The organism is Spiroplasma endosymbiont of Cleonymus obscurus (assembly GCF_964273375.1).
In the GTDB taxonomy this organism is placed as follows: Bacteria; Bacillota_I; Bacilli_A; order Mycoplasmatales; family VBWQ01; genus Spiroplasma_E.
Genome location: NZ_CAXWWA010000001.1, coordinates 46651 through 65444, shown reverse-complemented (window position 1 = coordinate 65444; position 18794 = coordinate 46651). Strand labels below are relative to the sequence as shown.

General features: G+C 23.9%; 29 protein-coding genes, 1 tRNA gene and 1 pseudogene. 26 read left to right on the top strand and 5 right to left on the bottom strand.

Features of this window, described 5'->3' with window-relative positions; all coding sequences use genetic code 4:
- The 5 genes from ACI2WJ_RS00490 to ACI2WJ_RS00470 form a co-directional block, all read right to left on the bottom strand.
- Window positions 1–908 (bottom strand): IS256 family transposase (locus ACI2WJ_RS00490; RefSeq protein WP_450097634.1); only part of this gene is annotated, 908 nt, incomplete at its 3' end.
- 93 nt (window positions 909–1001) lie between these two features.
- Window positions 1002–1148, bottom strand: coding sequence for a hypothetical protein (locus ACI2WJ_RS00485; protein ID WP_400254503.1), 147 nt, complete (start codon window positions 1146–1148; stop codon window positions 1002–1004).
- Window positions 1148–1600: a hypothetical protein gene (locus ACI2WJ_RS00480; RefSeq protein WP_400254502.1), complete on the bottom strand. Its 453-nt coding sequence runs from the start codon at window positions 1598–1600 to the stop codon at window positions 1148–1150. Before ACI2WJ_RS00480 ends, ACI2WJ_RS00485 begins: the two co-directional genes overlap by 1 nt.
- Entirely contained in the window at window positions 1584–2246 is a 663-nt protein-coding gene (locus ACI2WJ_RS00475; protein ID WP_400254501.1) for an ATP-binding cassette domain-containing protein, read from the bottom strand. Before ACI2WJ_RS00475 ends, ACI2WJ_RS00480 begins: the two co-directional genes overlap by 17 nt.
- A gap of 309 nt (window positions 2247–2555) precedes the next feature.
- A tRNA-Ile gene (locus ACI2WJ_RS00470) sits at window positions 2556–2632 on the bottom strand.
- Window positions 2633–2808: 176 nt separating this feature from the next.
- On the opposite strand from ACI2WJ_RS00470, the gene ACI2WJ_RS00465 reads away from it, so the two are divergent.
- The 26 genes and pseudogenes from ACI2WJ_RS00465 (at window position 2809) to ACI2WJ_RS00340 (ending at window position 18759) form a co-directional block, all read left to right on the top strand.
- Window positions 2809–2970: a hypothetical protein gene (locus ACI2WJ_RS00465; RefSeq protein ID WP_252319474.1), complete on the top strand. Its 162-nt coding sequence runs from the start codon at window positions 2809–2811 to the stop codon at window positions 2968–2970.
- A gap of 123 nt (window positions 2971–3093) precedes the next feature.
- Window positions 3094–3351 (top strand): hypothetical protein, encoded by a 258-nt coding sequence (locus ACI2WJ_RS00460; RefSeq protein ID WP_281748997.1) that lies wholly within the window; start codon window positions 3094–3096, stop codon window positions 3349–3351.
- A 678-nt stretch (window positions 3352–4029) separates the two neighbouring features.
- Window positions 4030–4548: a hypothetical protein gene (locus tag ACI2WJ_RS00455; RefSeq protein WP_400254500.1), complete on the top strand. Its 519-nt coding sequence runs from the start codon at window positions 4030–4032 to the stop codon at window positions 4546–4548.
- 134 nt (window positions 4549–4682) lie between these two features.
- Window positions 4683–4838 carry a hypothetical protein gene (locus ACI2WJ_RS00450; RefSeq protein WP_338957292.1) on the top strand — a complete coding sequence of 52 codons (156 nt, stop codon included), beginning with the start codon at window positions 4683–4685 and terminating at the stop codon, window positions 4836–4838.
- Window positions 4839–4840: 2 nt separating this feature from the next.
- Window positions 4841–5263 carry a hypothetical protein gene (locus tag ACI2WJ_RS00445; RefSeq protein WP_400254499.1) on the top strand — a complete coding sequence of 141 codons (423 nt, stop codon included), beginning with the start codon at window positions 4841–4843 and terminating at the stop codon, window positions 5261–5263.
- The gene (locus tag ACI2WJ_RS00440; RefSeq protein ID WP_338957297.1) at window positions 5253–5546 is read left to right on the top strand and encodes a hypothetical protein; all 294 of its coding nucleotides are present in this window, start codon (window positions 5253–5255) and stop codon (window positions 5544–5546) included. The genes ACI2WJ_RS00445 and ACI2WJ_RS00440 overlap by 11 nt, the downstream gene beginning before the upstream one ends.
- A gap of 3 nt (window positions 5547–5549) precedes the next feature.
- Window positions 5550–5702 (top strand): hypothetical protein, encoded by a 153-nt coding sequence (locus tag ACI2WJ_RS00435; protein ID WP_338957299.1) that lies wholly within the window; start codon window positions 5550–5552, stop codon window positions 5700–5702.
- Between the two features lie 20 nt (window positions 5703–5722).
- Window positions 5723–6073, top strand: a complete 351-nt coding sequence (locus ACI2WJ_RS00430) for a hypothetical protein (RefSeq protein ID WP_338957301.1) — start codon at window positions 5723–5725, stop codon at window positions 6071–6073.
- Window positions 6066–6203, top strand: a complete 138-nt coding sequence (locus ACI2WJ_RS00425) for a hypothetical protein (RefSeq protein WP_281747958.1) — start codon at window positions 6066–6068, stop codon at window positions 6201–6203. Before ACI2WJ_RS00430 ends, ACI2WJ_RS00425 begins: the two co-directional genes overlap by 8 nt.
- Window positions 6203–6439: a hypothetical protein gene (locus tag ACI2WJ_RS00420; RefSeq protein ID WP_400254498.1), complete on the top strand. Its 237-nt coding sequence runs from the start codon at window positions 6203–6205 to the stop codon at window positions 6437–6439. Before ACI2WJ_RS00425 ends, ACI2WJ_RS00420 begins: the two co-directional genes overlap by 1 nt.
- A gap of 11 nt (window positions 6440–6450) precedes the next feature.
- Window positions 6451–7278, top strand: coding sequence for a hypothetical protein (locus tag ACI2WJ_RS00415; protein WP_400254497.1), 828 nt, complete (start codon window positions 6451–6453; stop codon window positions 7276–7278).
- 16 nt (window positions 7279–7294) lie between these two features.
- On the top strand, window positions 7295–7453 hold the full coding sequence (locus ACI2WJ_RS00410; protein WP_338959405.1) for a hypothetical protein: 159 nt from the start codon (window positions 7295–7297) through the stop codon (window positions 7451–7453).
- A gap of 40 nt (window positions 7454–7493) precedes the next feature.
- Window positions 7494–7682, top strand: a complete 189-nt coding sequence (locus tag ACI2WJ_RS00405; protein WP_174481134.1) for a hypothetical protein — start codon at window positions 7494–7496, stop codon at window positions 7680–7682.
- 1 nt (window position 7683) lies between these two features.
- On the top strand, window positions 7684–7869 hold the full coding sequence (locus ACI2WJ_RS00400) for a hypothetical protein (protein ID WP_338959402.1): 186 nt from the start codon (window positions 7684–7686) through the stop codon (window positions 7867–7869).
- Between the two features lie 17 nt (window positions 7870–7886).
- Complete coding sequence (locus ACI2WJ_RS00395) at window positions 7887–8192, top strand: hypothetical protein (RefSeq protein WP_400254496.1); 306 nt, start codon at window positions 7887–7889, stop codon at window positions 8190–8192.
- An 86-nt stretch (window positions 8193–8278) separates the two neighbouring features.
- On the top strand, window positions 8279–9196 hold the full coding sequence (locus ACI2WJ_RS00390) for a hypothetical protein (protein ID WP_400254495.1): 918 nt from the start codon (window positions 8279–8281) through the stop codon (window positions 9194–9196).
- Window positions 9156–9464: a hypothetical protein gene (locus tag ACI2WJ_RS00385; protein ID WP_400254494.1), complete on the top strand. Its 309-nt coding sequence runs from the start codon at window positions 9156–9158 to the stop codon at window positions 9462–9464. Before ACI2WJ_RS00390 ends, ACI2WJ_RS00385 begins: the two co-directional genes overlap by 41 nt.
- 14 nt (window positions 9465–9478) lie before the next feature.
- A complete protein-coding gene (locus ACI2WJ_RS00380; RefSeq protein ID WP_400254493.1) occupies window positions 9479–10093 on the top strand; it encodes a hypothetical protein in 615 nt (204 codons plus the stop codon).
- Window positions 10094–10125: 32 nt separating this feature from the next.
- Window positions 10126–10915, top strand: a protein-coding gene (locus ACI2WJ_RS00375; protein WP_400254448.1) for an IS5 family transposase whose coding sequence is annotated in 2 segments (ribosomal slippage) — window positions 10126–10386 and window positions 10388–10915 — 789 coding nt in all. Because the reading frame shifts where the segments join, the coding sequence is not laid out codon by codon here.
- Between the two features lie 180 nt (window positions 10916–11095).
- A complete protein-coding gene (locus ACI2WJ_RS00370; RefSeq protein ID WP_400254492.1) occupies window positions 11096–12067 on the top strand; it encodes a hypothetical protein in 972 nt (323 codons plus the stop codon).
- A gap of 90 nt (window positions 12068–12157) precedes the next feature.
- Window positions 12158–13278 (top strand): IS3 family transposase gene (locus ACI2WJ_RS00365; protein WP_400254491.1). Its coding sequence is split into 2 segments (ribosomal slippage): window positions 12158–12401 and window positions 12401–13278, totalling 1122 coding nucleotides; the frame shifts between segments, so codons are not numbered across the junction.
- A gap of 210 nt (window positions 13279–13488) precedes the next feature.
- The gene (gene obgE / locus ACI2WJ_RS00360; RefSeq protein WP_400254490.1) at window positions 13489–14775 is read left to right on the top strand and encodes a GTPase ObgE; all 1287 of its coding nucleotides are present in this window, start codon (window positions 13489–13491) and stop codon (window positions 14773–14775) included.
- Window positions 14776–14800: 25 nt separating this feature from the next.
- Window positions 14801–15892 carry a DNA recombination protein RmuC gene (locus ACI2WJ_RS00355; protein ID WP_252319141.1) on the top strand — a complete coding sequence of 364 codons (1092 nt, stop codon included), beginning with the start codon at window positions 14801–14803 and terminating at the stop codon, window positions 15890–15892.
- Window positions 15893–15894: 2 nt separating this feature from the next.
- Window positions 15895–16641, top strand: coding sequence for an NAD(+) synthase (nadE, locus tag ACI2WJ_RS00350; protein ID WP_338957464.1), 747 nt, complete (start codon window positions 15895–15897; stop codon window positions 16639–16641).
- Between the two features lie 12 nt (window positions 16642–16653).
- On the top strand, window positions 16654–17376 hold the full coding sequence (locus ACI2WJ_RS00345; protein ID WP_338957462.1) for a YebC/PmpR family DNA-binding transcriptional regulator: 723 nt from the start codon (window positions 16654–16656) through the stop codon (window positions 17374–17376).
- Window positions 17377–17645: 269 nt separating this feature from the next.
- Window positions 17646–18759 (top strand): annotated as a pseudogene (locus ACI2WJ_RS00340) (IS3 family transposase).
- Window positions 18760–18794: the final 35 nt, after the last annotated feature.

The window sequence follows — 18794 nt, the reverse complement described above, 5'->3', positions numbered from 1 at the left end:
GCCTGCATTGCTTGTTCTTCACTACATGCAGTATAAATTGGTTTTAAATCTGCAACTAGAGATTTTCTATGCTTATATGAGACATATTTCAAACTATTTCTAATTTGATGAACTATGCATAATTGATGTTCTGTTTTAAGATAAACTGATTGTATTGCTTCTGACATGCCTGTTAAATTATCACTGCAGGCAATAAGAATATCATTTAAGCCACGATTTTTCATTTCTGTTAAATTTGCTAATCAAAATTTAGCACCTTCATTTTCACTAATTCATAAACCTAAAACATCTTTTTTACCTTCTAAATCAACTCCTAAAGCTATATAAACTGATTTGTTAATAATGCGTTTATCTTGTCGTACTTTAACTACTATACAATCAAAATAAACAATAGGATAAATGCCTTCTAATGGTCTATTTTGTCATGCTTTGACATCATCAATAACATCATCAGTAATTTGACTAATAATACTTTCACTAATATCAGCACCCTGATATAACTCTTGTAACTGCATTCTAATATCTGATAATGTCATACCTTTTGCATATAAGGAAAGAACTTGTTGATCAAAACCATCAAATCTTCTCTGTCTTTTTGGCACTATTACAGGAGTAAAATTACTATTACGATCTCGTGGTACATCAATCTCAATTTTACCTTGTTGAGTTATTAATTTTTTTGAACTTATACCATTACGAGCATTGTCACTATTACTATGTTGATTTTTTTCATATCCTAAATAATTTTGCATCTCAGAATTCAACATTTTTTCAACTAAACGTTTTGTTAATTCTTTATATAAACCCCCTTCTTTAAAAACTGTTGTTAAATCTTCAGTATTTTCTAATAATAAATCTACTGCTTTTGATATTGGATCATTATTATTAAAGTTATCTTTTTTAGCCATCTGTAACTCACTCTTTCTAGTCATTTAATTATATTTACTAGAATTAATTAAACATAGTTATTTTTGTAAGTTACACAGATTACTAAACATTACCTAAGTTAATTGTTTTATTGCTTCAGAACCCACAAATAACGAAATTAAAGACCAAGATAAAGCAAGAAAAATTAAAGTTATAATAAAAATAATTCAAGTTGAAGGAGTAGCAATCATCTTTTTAAAAGTATAACGAAATATTGGCATTATTTTTCTCCCTTCTTATTTTTATCATTAGATTCCATAACAATTCGTTCATACATTGTTTGCAAATCAACAGTATATGGTTTTAAATAAGTAATGATGATATTAGCACTTAAAGCAATTGCTAATACTTCTGCAACTTGTGCTTCAGTTTTAATATTTACCAATAAACGATTTTCATTAACATCTACTGAAAATTTTTTATCTATTAATAACTTCATTAATTTATTATTGTTATTATTAGAACTTATTTCATATAATGAATCAGTTTTATTAACCAATCCTGTATAAACAACTTTATTATAATTTAAAACAGTAACTTCATCGGCTAAATTTTGTAATTCAGATAAAATATGTGATGAAATAAAAACAGTTTTACCTTGTTCACGAAGCTTTCTTAAATCATTAAACAGTTCTGTTCTTGCTGTTGGATCAAGATTAGCGGCTGGTTTCATCTAAAATTAAGACATCTGGATTATTTAATAGTGATTGTGCTAATAACACCTTTTTCTTCATACCCGAAGAATAAGCATTAGGGTTGCGTTTTTTAAATTTTCATAAATCTAATTCCTTTAAAATCATTTCTGTCTTTTCCTTAGCAATTTTATATTTCAAACCACTAATTTGTCCCATTGAAATTAAATAATCATAAGTAGTAATTCGTTTAGGAAATCTTGCAGCTTCTGGAATATAACCTACTTGTTTTTTTGCTTCAACTGTTCATGAACGCTTACCATGAATAATTAAATCACCGTGTGTTTCAACCATAGCGCTAATTAAACACTTAATAGTAGTAGTTTTACCTGATCCATTTGGACCAATAAAACCATGAATAGTACCTTTTTTAACTTTAATAATAGCATTATCAACAGCTTTAAATTTTTTAAACTGTTTAGTAAAATCACGAATTAAAACTGCATATTGAGCATCTTCGGGATTAACTATTACATTACGGTTATAATGATTACGTCAGTTTTTAAAATATGATTTAATAAAATTTATAAAATTTAGAAATTTATGTTTTTCTTTTGATTTAGCATTAACATCATCTTCAACTAAAGAACTATTAATAACTGGTTTTAATATTTCTTGTTTTTTCATACTCATTCTCCTAACTACTTAAATATAATAATTACTATATGGTTAATATACTTAATACTAATATACTGATATATTATATATTAATTTATAATTCAAAAATAAAAAAAATTAATAATATAAAACATACTAAAAAAAATAACAATTACTAAAAACCTATCACTAATTAAAATATCTGATTAATCATAGGTTTTTAATATAACTTTTTATATTCTTAATAAATCAATTGATTTACATCTTTATTATAATTTTTAATTTGATTTAAATAAAAAAAAATAAACAAAACTGTTTATTTCATAATTTCACATATAATGGTGGGACTAAATGGACTTGAACCATCGACCTCACGCTTATCAAGCGTGCGCTCTAACCAGCTGAGCTATAGTCCCAAAAAGAGCAACAGAGATATTATATATTTGTTCAATCACGATTGCAATATATAATAACAATATTTTATTTAATTTTTATTTAATATTCTTATAATAAAAATTTATATTTTTAAAAGTAAAAAAAATTTTTTGTATAATTTATTCATACAAGGTTTTTTATTAAGAGGGGATTCAGAATGACAAAGATTAAAATACATATCTTAAAAATTGAAAAATGAAATCAAAATTTAGGAAAAGAAGCAACACTAAATGATGATGATATAAAAGATATAAATGAGAATGAGAATATAGAGAAAATTAATGATGATATTATTGCAAAATCACCTACGTTTTCATAATCATATTTTTATTGTATATTTATTAAAATTTTTTAATAAAAAATACTAAATATGAATTAAGTAAAATGATATAATTTATATATAATTTACTTGTTAAATTATATAAGTTTGAGAGGTAAAAAAATGAATGGCAATAAAAATGAAATGAAAATAAAACTCAAAGAAATTTATTTATTAAAATATAAAACAAATCAAAGTGATGACATAAAATATAAAGCATTTGAAACATTAGAATTAGCAACACTATTTCATCTAAGTTTTAAAGAAATAGTGACAAAATTTGGATATCCTAATCGCGAAATTATTCACTATGAAATTATTGTAATACCATTTAATTTAGATGCAAGTAGAATATTGAATCAAATTAATAAATCAAAATAATATTAAGAAAAGGACGTTTTGTCAAATTTACGAAATAATTAATTATTACATTAGTAACTTATTTCCAAAAATGAATTATTTGAAAAATAATGAAAATTAGACAAAATTACTCTCTTTAACCCTTAAATTTTAAAATTTATATTCGACGTATTTTAAAAAATATACATTTAAAAAAAATAAAAATTATTATCAAAGTTATTAAGGAAAAAGACAAGAAATAATCTTGTCTTTTTTTGTAATTGTAAAATTTTAAAATTTTTAATAATTTTCTTTAATACTATTATCAACACGTGTTAAGGAATTAAAAAAGTGAACCACAACACAGTTGTTCAAAATAGTGGCTAGCATGTGGACTTGCATGGATAAATAAGAAGTGGATGATGCCTAATAAAATATACTAACCAGAAATGGTAATTCTTGGGGTGGGAGCGAATTGGAAACTAGTGTATATAGACCTGTTGTAGGGACCTATTGTATTAATTCTATTCTTTATTTAACCAACCTTGCCACTCCTCAGTGAGCAAGTGTTGGTTTTATTTTTTATTTTTTTTGAAATTTATTTTTGAGCCCAGAATTGCTGGAATGAATAAAACAAATAGTAGTATTATTAATAATCTAAAAATCAAAATATATGTTCTTTATGCTAGAAGCAACAGAACATATTAGGAAAGGATTATTATGCAAATAGAATTTAAAAAAGAACAAATTGTTAAAGATAGACCACAATCTATTCTTAATGATTATGGTGAATATAAATTACAATGTCCAAAATGAATGGTTAAAAATAATAGTTTTATTGCTGATGATAAATATACATATTGAGTTTTTAATTTAGAAAATATTAAAAGAGAATTAAGTGGTAATGAATTAATAAAATTATTAGAACCATATATTAAAGACCAAAAAATAACTGTTAATAAACCAACCGCTCCAAAAGAATATTATCTTAATGATATAAAACTTGAACCATTAAAATTTTATGAACAGCATAATAGTTGATTTATCGGTGAAATAACAGATAACAAAACTAAAATTACTAATCCTTGTTTTAAATATAACATTACGTGAGAAGAAAACAGAAAAGATTTTAAAATAAATAATCCATATAAACATGATGATTTACCAATTAATTATTTAGTTACTTCTTATAAGGAAATTTCAACTCATAATGAAAAAGTATTTTTGTTGAACATGTAAACAAAATAAATTAGATTATTTATTCTTTAATACTAATGATATAAAAACAAGAAAATATTTTTTAAGAGATAAAAATGGTAAAGCAATTTGTTATGACTGTATTTTAAATGTTAGGTTAAGTAGGAGGTATAAAAATGGATAAAGAAAAATTAATTTATTATCTTGATAATGAATTTATGGAATTACTTAAAGATGATATTAGTGATGAAATTAAAATTAATATTAGTAATTGAAAACTTAAATTAATAATGAAATTACAAGAAAAAATTCAAAATGGTGAATTTGATTAATTATGCAATATGACTTAATTATTGGAATTGACCCCGCTGGAATTGTTATATATTCAAATGAAACAAATAGAATTATTTATATGGAAACATTCAACACAACACATGTTTTTGAAAGTAAAAATCGTTTTAAAAGAATACTATCGATAATTAAAGAACAATTTTTTGATAAAAAAATATTAGTTATTGTAGAAAATTTGTTTTTAAGTTCAAAGCAGTTATTAACTAATCCATTAGCAACTCCTAAAATTATTGGCGCGTTAATGGTATTAGTTCAAGATATTATGAACTGAGATTATCAAGAAAGTGAACCAAAAAATAAAAATAAAATAGAAAATTATAAAGGAAATATAAAATTAACAAAACATGAACAAGATGCATATAAGCATATTCAATACTATTTAAGGAATTATAAAAATGAAAGATAAAGCCAATTATGTCAAATTAACAGTAAAACTAAGTAACACTATTGAAGCAAAATATTACGAAAAAGGTAATAAGGAATTATATTATAGTGTTCGTGCTCAATGAAATGGATTAAACTATGTTACTTTAATTTTTAATAAACCAAAACTTTATAATCGATGTATTTTATTAAACAAAAATGATGAAATTTTAGTAACTGGTCAAATTTTTAATACTTTAAATATTCCTAAAAATCGTGCATTTTGTTCAATCAATGTTAAATGATTTAAAAAATGAAAAGAGTAAAAAATGATATTATGAAAAATTTTATTAATAGTACCAATATTAATAACAAGCATAACACTAATAATATTTTTAATATTTATTATTAAAGAATTAAAAAATGAATATAAAGTTTTAAAATTATTAAATTCAATTGCAAAAAATTTAGAAAAAAAATAATCAAATAAGGAGAATAAATAATGAATAGATGTACATGAACTGAAACAATAACATTTGAAAAATTTATTCATGAACCATATTATGATGAAATTAAAAATGAACAAAGACAAAGACAATGTGAAAATATGACAGATGAGCAATTTGATGAATATGGAAGAGCATATTGTAAAGAACATAGAATTAAAGTTGATGAAATTAATAAATCAAGACATAAAAATTGTATTAATAAAGAAAAATTAATTAATTTTATTATAACAACTCTAAAAGAAAATAAAGAATCTAATTCTAGTAATTTATTTAAAATAGGAAAAGAAAGTGTTTTATTTAATCTTCAGATTTATATTAATGAGGGAGACTTTGATAATGAATAAAGAAAAATTACTTAAATATATGAAAGATATAATTAAATGAACTAAAAAAATTAATTATACAAACTCTGATTTTGACAAAAATATTTTAAATTTATTAATTGAAAAAATAGAAAAAGGTGAATTTGACTAATGATAGTATTGCCTACTTTATTTGAAAATAAAGATGAAATTGAAATATTATCACCATTTCCAAAAGCAATTCATACAAGTAATGATATTAGAGCAATTATTTTAAGACAATACCCAAATGTTAAATCAAAACATATAATTGTTTCTGACCCAGAAAGTAATGTTGCATTAATAGTTGGTGATAATGATGTTTATCAAGGTTGAATTAAAGTAACAATTAAAAAATTAGAAAATTAAAAGAGAATAAAATGCCAAGTATAGAAAATCAATCAAATTATACTTTAACTAAATTAATTAGAATTGGAATAAGTCCAATTTGTGCAATGATTGGTACAAGTGCTTATTATGGTCAAGTAATTGCAAATCCAGTATTAGGTTCAATTAATAGTTTATTATTTGGTAAAAAATTAGGTTTAGATATTTGAAATTTAAATCAAAGACCAAATACTAAAACTAAATTAATTAATAGTAGTAAAAAAATATTACTAGGTTTAGGAACAATTGGATTAGCAAATTATAGTAAATGAACAGAAAATAATATTAATCCTATTATTCCAACAACACCAACTCCAATAACTACTACAACTACAACTGAGGGTCCTCCATGATTACTATTAGATAAACAAGAACATCAGTCATTAATGGATTGAGATACATATATTAGTTTAAATGCTTATGGTATTTCAAATCTTATTAGTGGATTAACTGAGTTAATACCTAATAAATTTGAAGTAATAAGAAAGATTTGTAATATGGCTACTGGTGGTTGTTTAATATCAAGTGGTGTAGCAATGGGTATAAATAATGATTTTAATAATGCTTATGCAATACCTACTATAATTGCTGGTGCAAGTGAAATTATTCATAATTTATTACCTATGGAAAATACAAATCATATTGAAGAAATGCAAGAAACACCATTTACAAATGAAGCTACAAGATTAATTAATGATAATAGATTTACTATTAATAGTGAAACTGCAAGTCAATATTATGGTAGTGATAATATGAGCGAAGTACCATTAAATCATGATAATACTTCATTAAATTGAGATTATAATCACATGAGTTTATAAAGGAGGTGAATAATTTATGAATAAAGAAAAAATAATTGAATATTATAATAATGAAATTCAGACATATAAAGATAAAATGGAACAATTAAATAAAGAAATTGCCTTATTAGTAAGCATTATGAGTAATTCAAAATCAATGATTGAAAGAATTAATGGTGGTCAATTTGATGAATAATTAAAAATTAAAAATAAATAGTTGAAAGGAAAATATTGAAATGAAAGAATTTTTACATGAATTAATAATTATTGGAACAAGTGTTGGAACATTAATTTGCAGAGAAATTATTGTTTTATTAAAAAGATTTATCACAACTCCAAAACATGTTAGAGCAAATAACAAAATTATAAAACATCAAAAAAAATTAGCAAAATTAAATGAAAAAATTAATAAAGGAGAAAAATAATATGACAAAAATTGAATTTAATGAAAAATATAGAAAACAAGATATCAGTATTGATAGAGATTTTGATTTACATATTGATAATTGTTTTAAATTTTCTGATATCAATACATTAGAAAATGCTGTTAATGATTATAAAAAACTAATAAGTGAAATGCCACAATTAGTTAAAGATTGATTACTGGAATAAGATTAGGAGAATGTTAAATGTTAGAAAATGAAGATAATGTTCAACAAACAACTGAACCTTTAACTGAAAATAATGCTCAACAAGAAATAGAAAATAAAGTTAATGAAGCAGAAAATAAGTTAAATAAACTTAATCAAGAAATTAAAGAAAAAGAAATGATTAATATATTTAAAAAATATCAAGTTAAAACTGAATTTTATGATTATTTAAAATTTAAAACTAATAATTTAGAAAATTCAAAAATTGAAGAAACTATTAAAAAATGATTAAAGAACAACCAGTATTTAAAGAAACAATTAATACAGGTGGCAATAAACAAATAATTATTAATAATAAACCAAATGATAAAGAAAATTTTTTAATTAATTATAAAAAGAAAAATTATTTATAAACGAAAGGAAGAAATAAAATGTCAGTACCATTTAATCAAAATTTAGACAATACAGAGAGATTAGTAGAAGCACCAGAATTTATAGAGTTTTTTAAAATTTCAAATAGTCCATGGGTAAACTTTTTCCCTACTGAAATTGTTGACTCAGTAAATATTGAGTTTATTGTTAAAAAACCAAAAAAACCAGAAGTTAAAATTATTGCTTGAGATGATAAAAGTAAAAGATATGAATTACCATATGTTGATACAGATAAAATTAGTAAAAAAATAACTAAAAAATATCTTGCAGGAGAAATTATTGCAGATGTAGATTTAAAAGCAAATAATGGACAAAATTTATTAGATAGTATGCAATATGAAGTTGCAAATGATTTAGCAGATAAATTGGCAATTGATGATACACAAGCAATTGCAAAATTTGCTACTAAAATCGATATTGAAGATACAACACCAGTAGGCTATTTAAAATCAATGTTATCTGCTTGAAATACTTTGTTTCAATTTAGAAATATTGCAAATAGTAAATTTTTTATTACTAATGGTCTTTATGATAGTTTAGTTTATTTAGCAGATAATAAAGGTTTAATTACTGATAATCAGTTGGCACAACAATTACGTTTAAATGGAAATAATTTATATGTAAAAGGTGTATTATGTGAAATCGTTCTTGATGACTATATGGTTTTTACTAATGATAAAAATGAACAACAATTAATGACCTTTATTTTAGCAACACCAAGAGCAATGAAAAGATACATGATAGAAAATACAGTTATTTATGTAGATTTTATTAAAGATGATAAAGCAGGAAGAGCATATAAAGTTGCTGGTGAAGTTGTTGGAGAAGCAATACCATATATTTCTAATAATGAAACAACATCAATATGAATGTTATGTGGAGTTATTAAAACAGAAAAAAACTGATTTAATAACTAAAATTACAAGTTTAACAATTGATATTACTGCAAATGTTAATAACAATAATAGTGAATTAAATACACAAATAAAAAGTACTAATGAACTTAAATCATTAAATCCAAATTTAACAAATCCAACTATTAAATATTTTAGTGATGCACAAGGAAAAACTAATGTAAGTAATCAAAAACAAAAAGCCGGTGACTTATATATAACTATTACTGCAAATGTTAATGACTTAAATTATAAAGGAACAACAAATCAAATTAAAATAACTCTTAAATAAAGGAAATTAATACCATGCCAATCGGTACAACTAATACAGCAATACTTTTAAACATAAATAAACCCAAACATACTAGAATAAGTAAACAACAAGAAAATAAAAGTTTTTGATGAGAAATTTTAGAAATGATTGGTGTACAAGTAATAGCAGTAGCACTTGCTCCTTTTACTGGTGGATTAAGTGAAAGTTTTGCACTTGGATTAGGTGCAAGTGATTTAGTTGCTAGTATTAGTGCTGTTGGTGTAGAGTTTTTAACTGATTTTACTATTAATCAAGTTTATGATTATTTAAAAGGAAATGTAACAAAATTAAATACTTTCTTTAATATACTTCCTGCATTTGCTGGACTTAATAAAATTAGTCGTGGTTATCGTACAACTAAATTTATTAAATTAGCACAAAAAACTAAAACATTAGAACAAGTTGGAATTAAAGAAGTAAAAAACTTACAAGAAATTATTAGTCAAGTAAGTGGAAAAGAAATTTTAACAGATAAAATTATTGGTAATAAACGTTATTTAATGAATTATAGTTTTAGTCCTAATCGTGAAACAATATTACGAGATTTAGGTTATGTTGCTGAAAGACAATATAAGAACCTGTTTAGAATCTTTTCGAAAATAATGTAAAATGATTATATATTTTAAAATAAGAGGTATATATGCATAAAAATTATCCAAGTCATGTCACCAAAGAACAATTTGAAAACATAAAATCAATTTTAGAAAATAGTAAAAAGAAAACAAAACCAAGAAGTTTAGATTTATATGAAATATTTTGTGCAATTTTATATGTATTAAAAAGTGGTTGTCAATGAAGAATGTTACCAAAAAATTTTCCAAAATGACAAACTGTATATTATTATTTTCAAATTTGAAGTAAAAATAATGGTAAAGAACCTAGTGTATTGCAATTAATTTTAAAAAAAATTAGTTAAAAAAGTTCGTATCAACAATAATCGCAAAGAACAAACTAGTTTTTGTATAATTGATTCGCAAAGTGTTAAAAATACAGATACTACTGAAAATAAAGGTTATGATGCTGGTAAAAAGATTTCAGGCATAAAACGTCATATTGTTGTTGATTCTCAAGGTTTACCACATGCAATTTACATAACCACGGCAGAAAAAACAGATCGTAATAGCGCTATAATAATGATTGAAAATGAAAAAGAAAATCTTTCTGCAGTTCAAAAAATAATAGTAGATGCTGGTTATACTGGTGAAAAATTTGCTTCTGAAATCAAAACAATCATAAATGCAAATGTTGAAGTGATAAAACGCAATGAATTACATACTTTTGTAGTATTACCAAAAAGATGAATTGTAGAACGAAGCTTTGCTTGATTAGAAAAATACAGAAGATTATGAAAAAATTGTGAAAGAAAACTAAATACTAGTTTACAAATGGTTGTTCTTTCATTTATTTCAGTTTTATTAAAAAGATTCTAAACAGGTTCTAAGAATAATTTTCAAAAATTAGAAACACAAAAGTTAAAAGAACACTTATTATTACAAAATACATTAATAAAATTAAGTCCCCATTTAACTCCAAAATTTAAAATTAAAGATATCGAAAAAACAAATAACTTTTTAAAAAAATATAATACTGATTTAAAAAAAGCATTAGAAATGAATCAACATGATTGATTAAATTTAGTTCATACAATACAAACAGAAAATAGATATGGAAAAACTTTAATTTTAGATTTACAAAAAATTCGTGCTAATGCTCATAAATTTTATTGAATTCAAAATGACTTAATTAATAAAAATATTATAAGACTGAATAAAATTTTTAAATATTTTGATATTAGATTTTATTTTAAAAAAGGTTTAAAAAAGTTTTGAAAAGATACAACATATTTTGAAAAAATACGAGAAAGTATATATAAATTACAAGAAAAATTTGAAAAGTTAGAAAAAAAAGCATTTGAAAAGATTAATAAATTAAAACAAAAAGCAACTGATTTATTTACTAGTGCAGAAAAAAGAGCAATTCAGCATGCGCAATTAATTCCATTAAATTCACCAGTATTTATGGGTTGTAAAATTCAACCTTTGTCATTAAATAAATGTGCAATTACTATTTATCATCGTAATTCTAAATATAAGCCTATTGTAGTTGTCGATAGTATTATTAAAGCAGAAACTTTTGTTACACAAATACATCCATTTCATTGATATCGTTGATATAGTGGTTGATACATTGGTTATGGAGTTAATCAAAATAAATGATTAAAATCAATAGCATTTGCTCCACCAATTATTCAACAAATAATTAGAGATAGTTTTAAGACATATAGAATAATATTAAGAACTACGAGAACTTATTATAAAGTTGTTAATGTTATCGATAATCCTATGAAAAATATTAATAAATCATTTAAAAATGTTGATTTAAAATTTTCAGTTAATACTTTATTTGGTACGGGATTATTACATCATTTAGAAAAATTTGCATATAGTCAAGTTATAGCAAAAAGTAAGAAAAAATTAAGAAAAAGCAAAAATAAAATACAAAAAGAAATTGAACATATAACACATAGAAAAACAAAAAAACATACTCATCATTATAAACAAGCATTTTTTAAGGAATGATAAAATATGATTAAAAATGGATGGGTTACACTTTATTGGACACTAATTACGTAGACAAGTGAACAAATTAGTTAAAAGAAAGGAAATATAATTATGGCCAATATTAACTCATATAATGATGAATTTAAAAAACAAATAGTATCTTTATATCAAAATGGCAAATCAGTATCTTGCCTTGCTAAAGAATACAACGTTACAAGAGCAGCTACTTATAAATGAATTAAGCAATTTACAAATTCAGGCAGTTTTAAAACTAAAGATAATCTTTCGGATTTAGAAAAACAATTAATTCAAGCAAATAAAGAATTAAAACAATTAAGAATGGAGAATGATATTTTAAAGCAAGCAGCACTAATAATAGGCAGAAAGTAGAGATTATTACAAATAATAAATCTAAATATAAAATTCGTCCAATTTGTCGTTTTTTAAAACTTTCTAAATCAACATATTATTTTAATTTAAAGAAAAAAGAAGATAAAATCAAAAATAATATGTATGATGAAGCTGTTATTAGTGCTTTTAAACAAAATAAAGAAGTTTATGGAACAAGAAGATTAAAAGTCAGTCTAGAAAATAAAGAAATTTATTTATCACGCAAAAAAATTAAAGAAATTATGAATCAGCATAATTTAATATCAAAATACACTAAATTATCATTTAAAAATCATCATAACAAAGTCAATGATAGCCAAATAAGCAATCTTGTGAATAGAAACTTTAATAATAGGCTTAAAAATGAAGTTATTGTTAGTGATTTAACTTATGTTCAAGTTAATGGTAAGTGAAACTATATTTGCTTATTAATCGACCTATTTAACCGCGAAATTATTGGACATAGTGTAGGTACTAAAAAAGATGCATCATTAGTATATCAAGCATTTATGCAATCAAATCGCTGTTTAAAAGATATTCAAATATTTCATAGTGATCGCGGTAATGAATTCAATAATAAAACTATTGATAAACTTTTATTAGCATTCAATATTACCCGTTCTTTAAGCAAAAAAGGTTGTCCTTATGATAATGCTGTTGCTGAAGCAACTTTCAAAACTTTCAAAACTGAATTTATTAATGATAAAAATTTTACATCATTAATCCAATTAAAATTAGAATTATTTGATTATATCAATTGATACAACAACATACGAATCCACAGCACTTTAAACTACCTAACTCCAGTTAAATATCATGAAAAAATGTCTACCAAAAAATAGTCCTAAAAAGGGTTGCCATTCCAAACATTTTTTTAATTTTCATAAAGCAAAAATAGTTTACAAAAAATATTAACTAGATATAGTAAATTATTATTTTTTTAACAATAATATCTGTATACTAAAATTATATGAAAAATAAAATAGTATTTTACACAAAAATGTTAACACTATATAATAAGAGTTTTTTTTAATATAAAAAAGGAGTAAGAAATGCGTTTTATAGATGTAACAAAATTAAAAGTTACTGCCGGCAAAGGCGGTGATGGTGTTGTTGCTTTTCGTCGTGAACTTTATGTAGCCAAAGGTGGTCCATCTGGTGGAGATGGAGGAAGAGGCGGTAATATTATCTTTATTGGTGATTCAGGTATGAATACTCTATTAGACTTACGTAAAAATAAAGAGATAACTGCTGAAGATGGTAAAAATGGTGCACCCAAAAATATGCATGGACGTAAAGGAACCAATACTTATGTAAAAGTTCCAATAGGTACTATTATTAGAGATAACAAAACTCAAAATATTCTTGGTGATATTATTAAAGATAAACAAGAAATAATAATTGCTGCCGGTGGTCTTGGTGGACGAGGAAATGCTCGTTTTGCTTCGGCAATAAATCGAGTACCTAAAATATGTGAAAAAGGAATGCCTGGACAACATTTTGAAATAATTTGTGAGTTGAAATTATTGGCCAATGCCGGATTAGTTGGGTTGCCTAACGCCGGTAAATCAACATTATTAGGAGCTATTTCTGCTTCAACTCCAACAGTTGCTGATTATCCTTTTACTACTCTTAATCCACATTTAGGTGTTGTTAGAGTTGATAAAAATAATAATTTTGTTATGGCGGATTTGCCTGGATTAATAGCAGGAGCTAGTTTAGGAAAAGGACTAGGTTTACAGTTTTTGCGTCATATTGAACGTTGTCAAGTTTTAGTACATATGATTGATATTAGTGATAAGACTCAAGATCATTTTTTAAATTATCAATTAATTATGAGTGAATTAGAAAGTTATAATAAAGATTTGACAAAAAAACCGCATTTAATTGTTGCAAATAAAATTGATTTACCAGATGCACAAACTAATTTAGAGAAATTAAAAGAACAAATTAAATTACCAATAATTGCAATTTCTGCTATGAAACATATTAGTTTGGATATATTAATTAAAGATATTGCTAAAGCTGTTGAAAAAGAACAACTGCATCAAGTTAATAATAATGAAAATAATGAAGAACATATTCTTTATGAATATACTAATAAAGAAGAAGTTCCACAAGTTATTATTACTAAATTTGCAAATAATCAATGAACTATTTCTGGTAAAACCGTTGAAGTAATATATCAAAAAAATCCTTTAAATAATTATCATAATATTTTATTATTTAAAATTAAATTACAAGATTTAGGAATTTATGATGAATTAAGAAAGCAAGGAATAAAAAAAGGTGATCATGTTAAGATTTTTAATTATGATATGATTTGAGAAGAAGAATAAAAAAAAGGGCAAAGGAAAATAGGAAATGGAAATAGTAATTAGTTTATTGGTAGTTATTTTAATTATTAGTAGTATTGGTGGCTTAATAATTTATATGCAAATTAAAAAAAGTCAGAATGTTACTAGTGACCCAATTGCACAAGACTTTTTAAAAATGCAAGTAGAAACTTTAAAAGAACAATTAAATGATTTTAAAACATCATGAAATGGTTCGGATCGTGATAAAACCGAAAAATTAATTAATTTAATGAGTAATATTGATAATTTTCAAAAAAATTTAGATAAAAAAGAAGATGATTATAAACGCAATGCTGATGTCATTCAAAGACAAGTAGTAGATGTTATTAAAGATTTAGCAAAGTTACAAGAATCATCAACTGTTTTAGGAAAAATTAATGATAATATTCAAAGTTTACAAGAAGTTTTTATTAATACTAAAAAACGTGGTAATGTTGGTGAATTTGTTTTAGAAAAAATTTTGACTAATATGTTGGGTTCAAATCAAAAATTATGAGAACGACAATATAAAACAATTGATGGCAAAGTTGTTGATGCCTATGTAAAAACAGATTCTGAAAAAGAAGGAATTGCTATTGATTCAAAGTTTTCAATTGATAACTATCAAAGGTATTTAGTAAGTGAAGATATTAAAGTTAAAGAAAATTATTTAAAAGATTTTCGTAATGATATTCGTAAACGAATTGATGAAGTTGGAAAATATATTAATATTAAAAATAAGATTTCTAGCGCAGTAATGTTTATTCCTTCTGAAGAAATATTTGCTTTTATTTACGCACAATTTGCTGATGATATTGTTGAATATGCTTTTAAGAAACGTGTTTGAATTACCTCTCCTACTACTTTATCTGCTGTTTTATTTACAGTTGATAAAAATCGTAAAGACATTGATTTTAATAAAAATTTAGAAAAAATGGCAAAAAAATTACGTTTATTCAAAGATGATTTTGATCGTTGGGTTGATAGATGAGAAAAAGTTAAGGCTGGTTTTGATACAACTAATAAAGCCATTGAAACTTTAGATAAAACCCATAATAAAATTGCTGGACATTATAACAATATTTTTGAAATGTCTGAAGAAATAAAAGAGAGTGAATAATTATGAATTTAGAACAATATTTAGATGAAATTATTAAATTTTTACAAAGTGAAGTAAAAAAAGCAAATGCCAAAGGTTTAATTGTTGGTTTAAGTGGTGGTGTTGACTCAGCAGTAGTAGCATTATTGATTAAAAAAGCTTTTCCTAATGATCATTTAGCATTAATTATGCCTTGTTTTTCACCAGATATTGATTTAGAATATGCAAATAATTTAGTTAATATTCATAAATTAAATGCCAAAGTAGTTAATTTAAATAATGTTTTTTTAAGTTTTAAAAAAACATTAGAAACTGAAATTAATATAGAAAAATCAAAATTAATTTTAGGCAATTTAAAAGCTAGATTAAGAATGAATACTCTTTATGCATATGCACAAAATCATAATTATTTAGTTGTAGGAACAGATAATAGTGATGAATGACACATTGGTTATTTTACTAAATATGGTGATGGTGGTGTTGATTTATTACCAATTATTCATTTGTTAAAAAAAGATGTTTTTGCTGCAGCAAAGATATTAAAAGTTAGTGAAGAGATCATTATTCGTAAGCCAACTGCTGGTTTATGAGATGGACAAACTGATGAAATGGAAATGCAATTTAAGTATGAACAATTAGATCAATATTTACTAGGAAATAAATCATTAATACCATCATCAGTAATTAATAAAATTGAATTTATGCATCAGAATAGTGCACACAAAAGAATACCTGTACCGCAAGCTCCGAAATGAACAAGAAAAAAATAAAGGAATGAGAATATGGCTGGACATTCACAATATGCAAATATTAAACATCGTAAAGATGCCCAAGATAACAAACGTGGTAAAATTTTTCAAAAATTATCAAGAGAAATTTATGTTGCTGTTAAATTAGGTGGTGCAAATGTTGAAAATAATCCGCGATTGAAATTAATGTTAGAAAAAGCACGACGTATAAATATGCCAAAGGATAATATTAATCGTGCTATTAATAAAGCTAGTAATAAAAATGAAACAACTAATTATGAAGCAGTCACTTATGAAGGATATGGACCAAGTAATATTGCCATAATTATTCATTGTTTAACTGATAATAAAAATCGAACTGCAAGTAATATTCGAAGTTATTTTAATAAATTGGGTGGTCATTTAGCTGCTACTAATTCTGTTCAATATTTATTTCAAACAACGGGGGTAATTCAATTTTCAAGTTTATTATCAGTTGAAGAAATTTTGGAGTTAATAATTGATTTTGAAATTTTTAATATTGAAAAAAATGAAGATATCATTGATATTGAAGTTAATCCTAAACAGTTAAATGCTGTAACTAATTTATTAGAAAAAAATAATATTAATGATTTTATTACTAATGAAATTGTTAATATTCCCCATGAATTGATTACCATTACTGATCAACAACAAATTAAATTAATTGATATATTGTTAGAAACAATTGAAAATGATGATGATGTGCTTTCAATTGAACATAATTTTAAAAAATAAAAAGGTTTATTTTTCTTTTTCATCTAATTAATAGTAAGAATAGAAAAGGAGGAATAAGTCATGGATGAATATTTTTAGGTATTATTAAAGAATTTTATGAAAATAAAATTATTTTTGAATGTAATGATCATGGATATATTATTGAAGGTGTTAATTTACAAACATTACCATTAAATATTAAAGTGAAAATTTATGGATGGGTTACACTTTATTGGACACTAATTACGTAGACAAGTGAACAAATTAGTGAAAAGAAAGGAACAATAATTATGGCCAATATTAACTCATATTCAGATGAATTTAAAAAACAAATAGTAGCTTTATATCAAAGTGGCAAATCAGTATCTTGTCTTGCTAAAGAGTACAATGTTACAAGAGCAGCTACTTATAATTGAATTAAGCAATTTACTAATTCAGGTAGTTTTAAATCTAAAGATAACCGTTCTGTTGAAGAAAATGAATTAATTAAATTAAGAAAAGAATTAAAACAGTTACGAATGGAAAATGATATTTTAAAGCAAGCAGCACTAATAATAGGCAGAAAATAGAAATTATTGCTAAAAATAAAGTTAAATATAAAATGCGCACAATGTGTCGTTTTTTAAAACTTTCTAAATCAACATATTATTTTAATTTAAAGAAAAAAGAAAAAAATCAAATATTTATGATGAAGCTGTTATTAGTGCTTTTAAAGAAAATAAAGAAGTTTATGGTACTAGAAGATTAAAAGTCATACTAGCAAAACAAGAAATTTACTTATCACGCAGAAAAATTAAAGAAATTATGAATAAACATAATTTAATATCAAAATACACTAAATTATCATTCAAAAATCATCATGATAGAGTGAATGATAGTAAAATTACCAATCTTGTTAATAGAAACTTTAATAATAGAGTTAAAAATGAAGTTATTGTTAGTGATTTAACTTACGTTCAAGTTAATGGTAAATGAAACTATATTTGCTTATTAATTGATCTGTACAACCGCGAAATTATCGGACATAGTGTTGGAGTTAAAAAAGATGCACCATTAGTACATCAAGCATTTATGCAATCAAATCGCTGTTTAAAAGATATCCAAATATTTCATAGTGATCGCGGTAATGAATTTAATAATAAAACTATTGATAAACTTTTATTAGCATTCAACATAACTCGATCTTTAAACAAAAAAGGATGCCCTTATGACAATGCTGTTGCTGAAGCAACTTTTAAAAGTTTCAAAACAGAATTTATTAATGATAAAAATTTTACATCATTAATCCAATTAAAACTAGAATTATTTGATTACATCAATTGATACAACAACATAAGAATTCACAGCACTCTAAAATACTTAACTCCAGTTAAATATCAAGCACAAATGTCTACCAAAAAATAGTCCTAAAAAGTGTTGCCATTCCATAATAAAAGAAG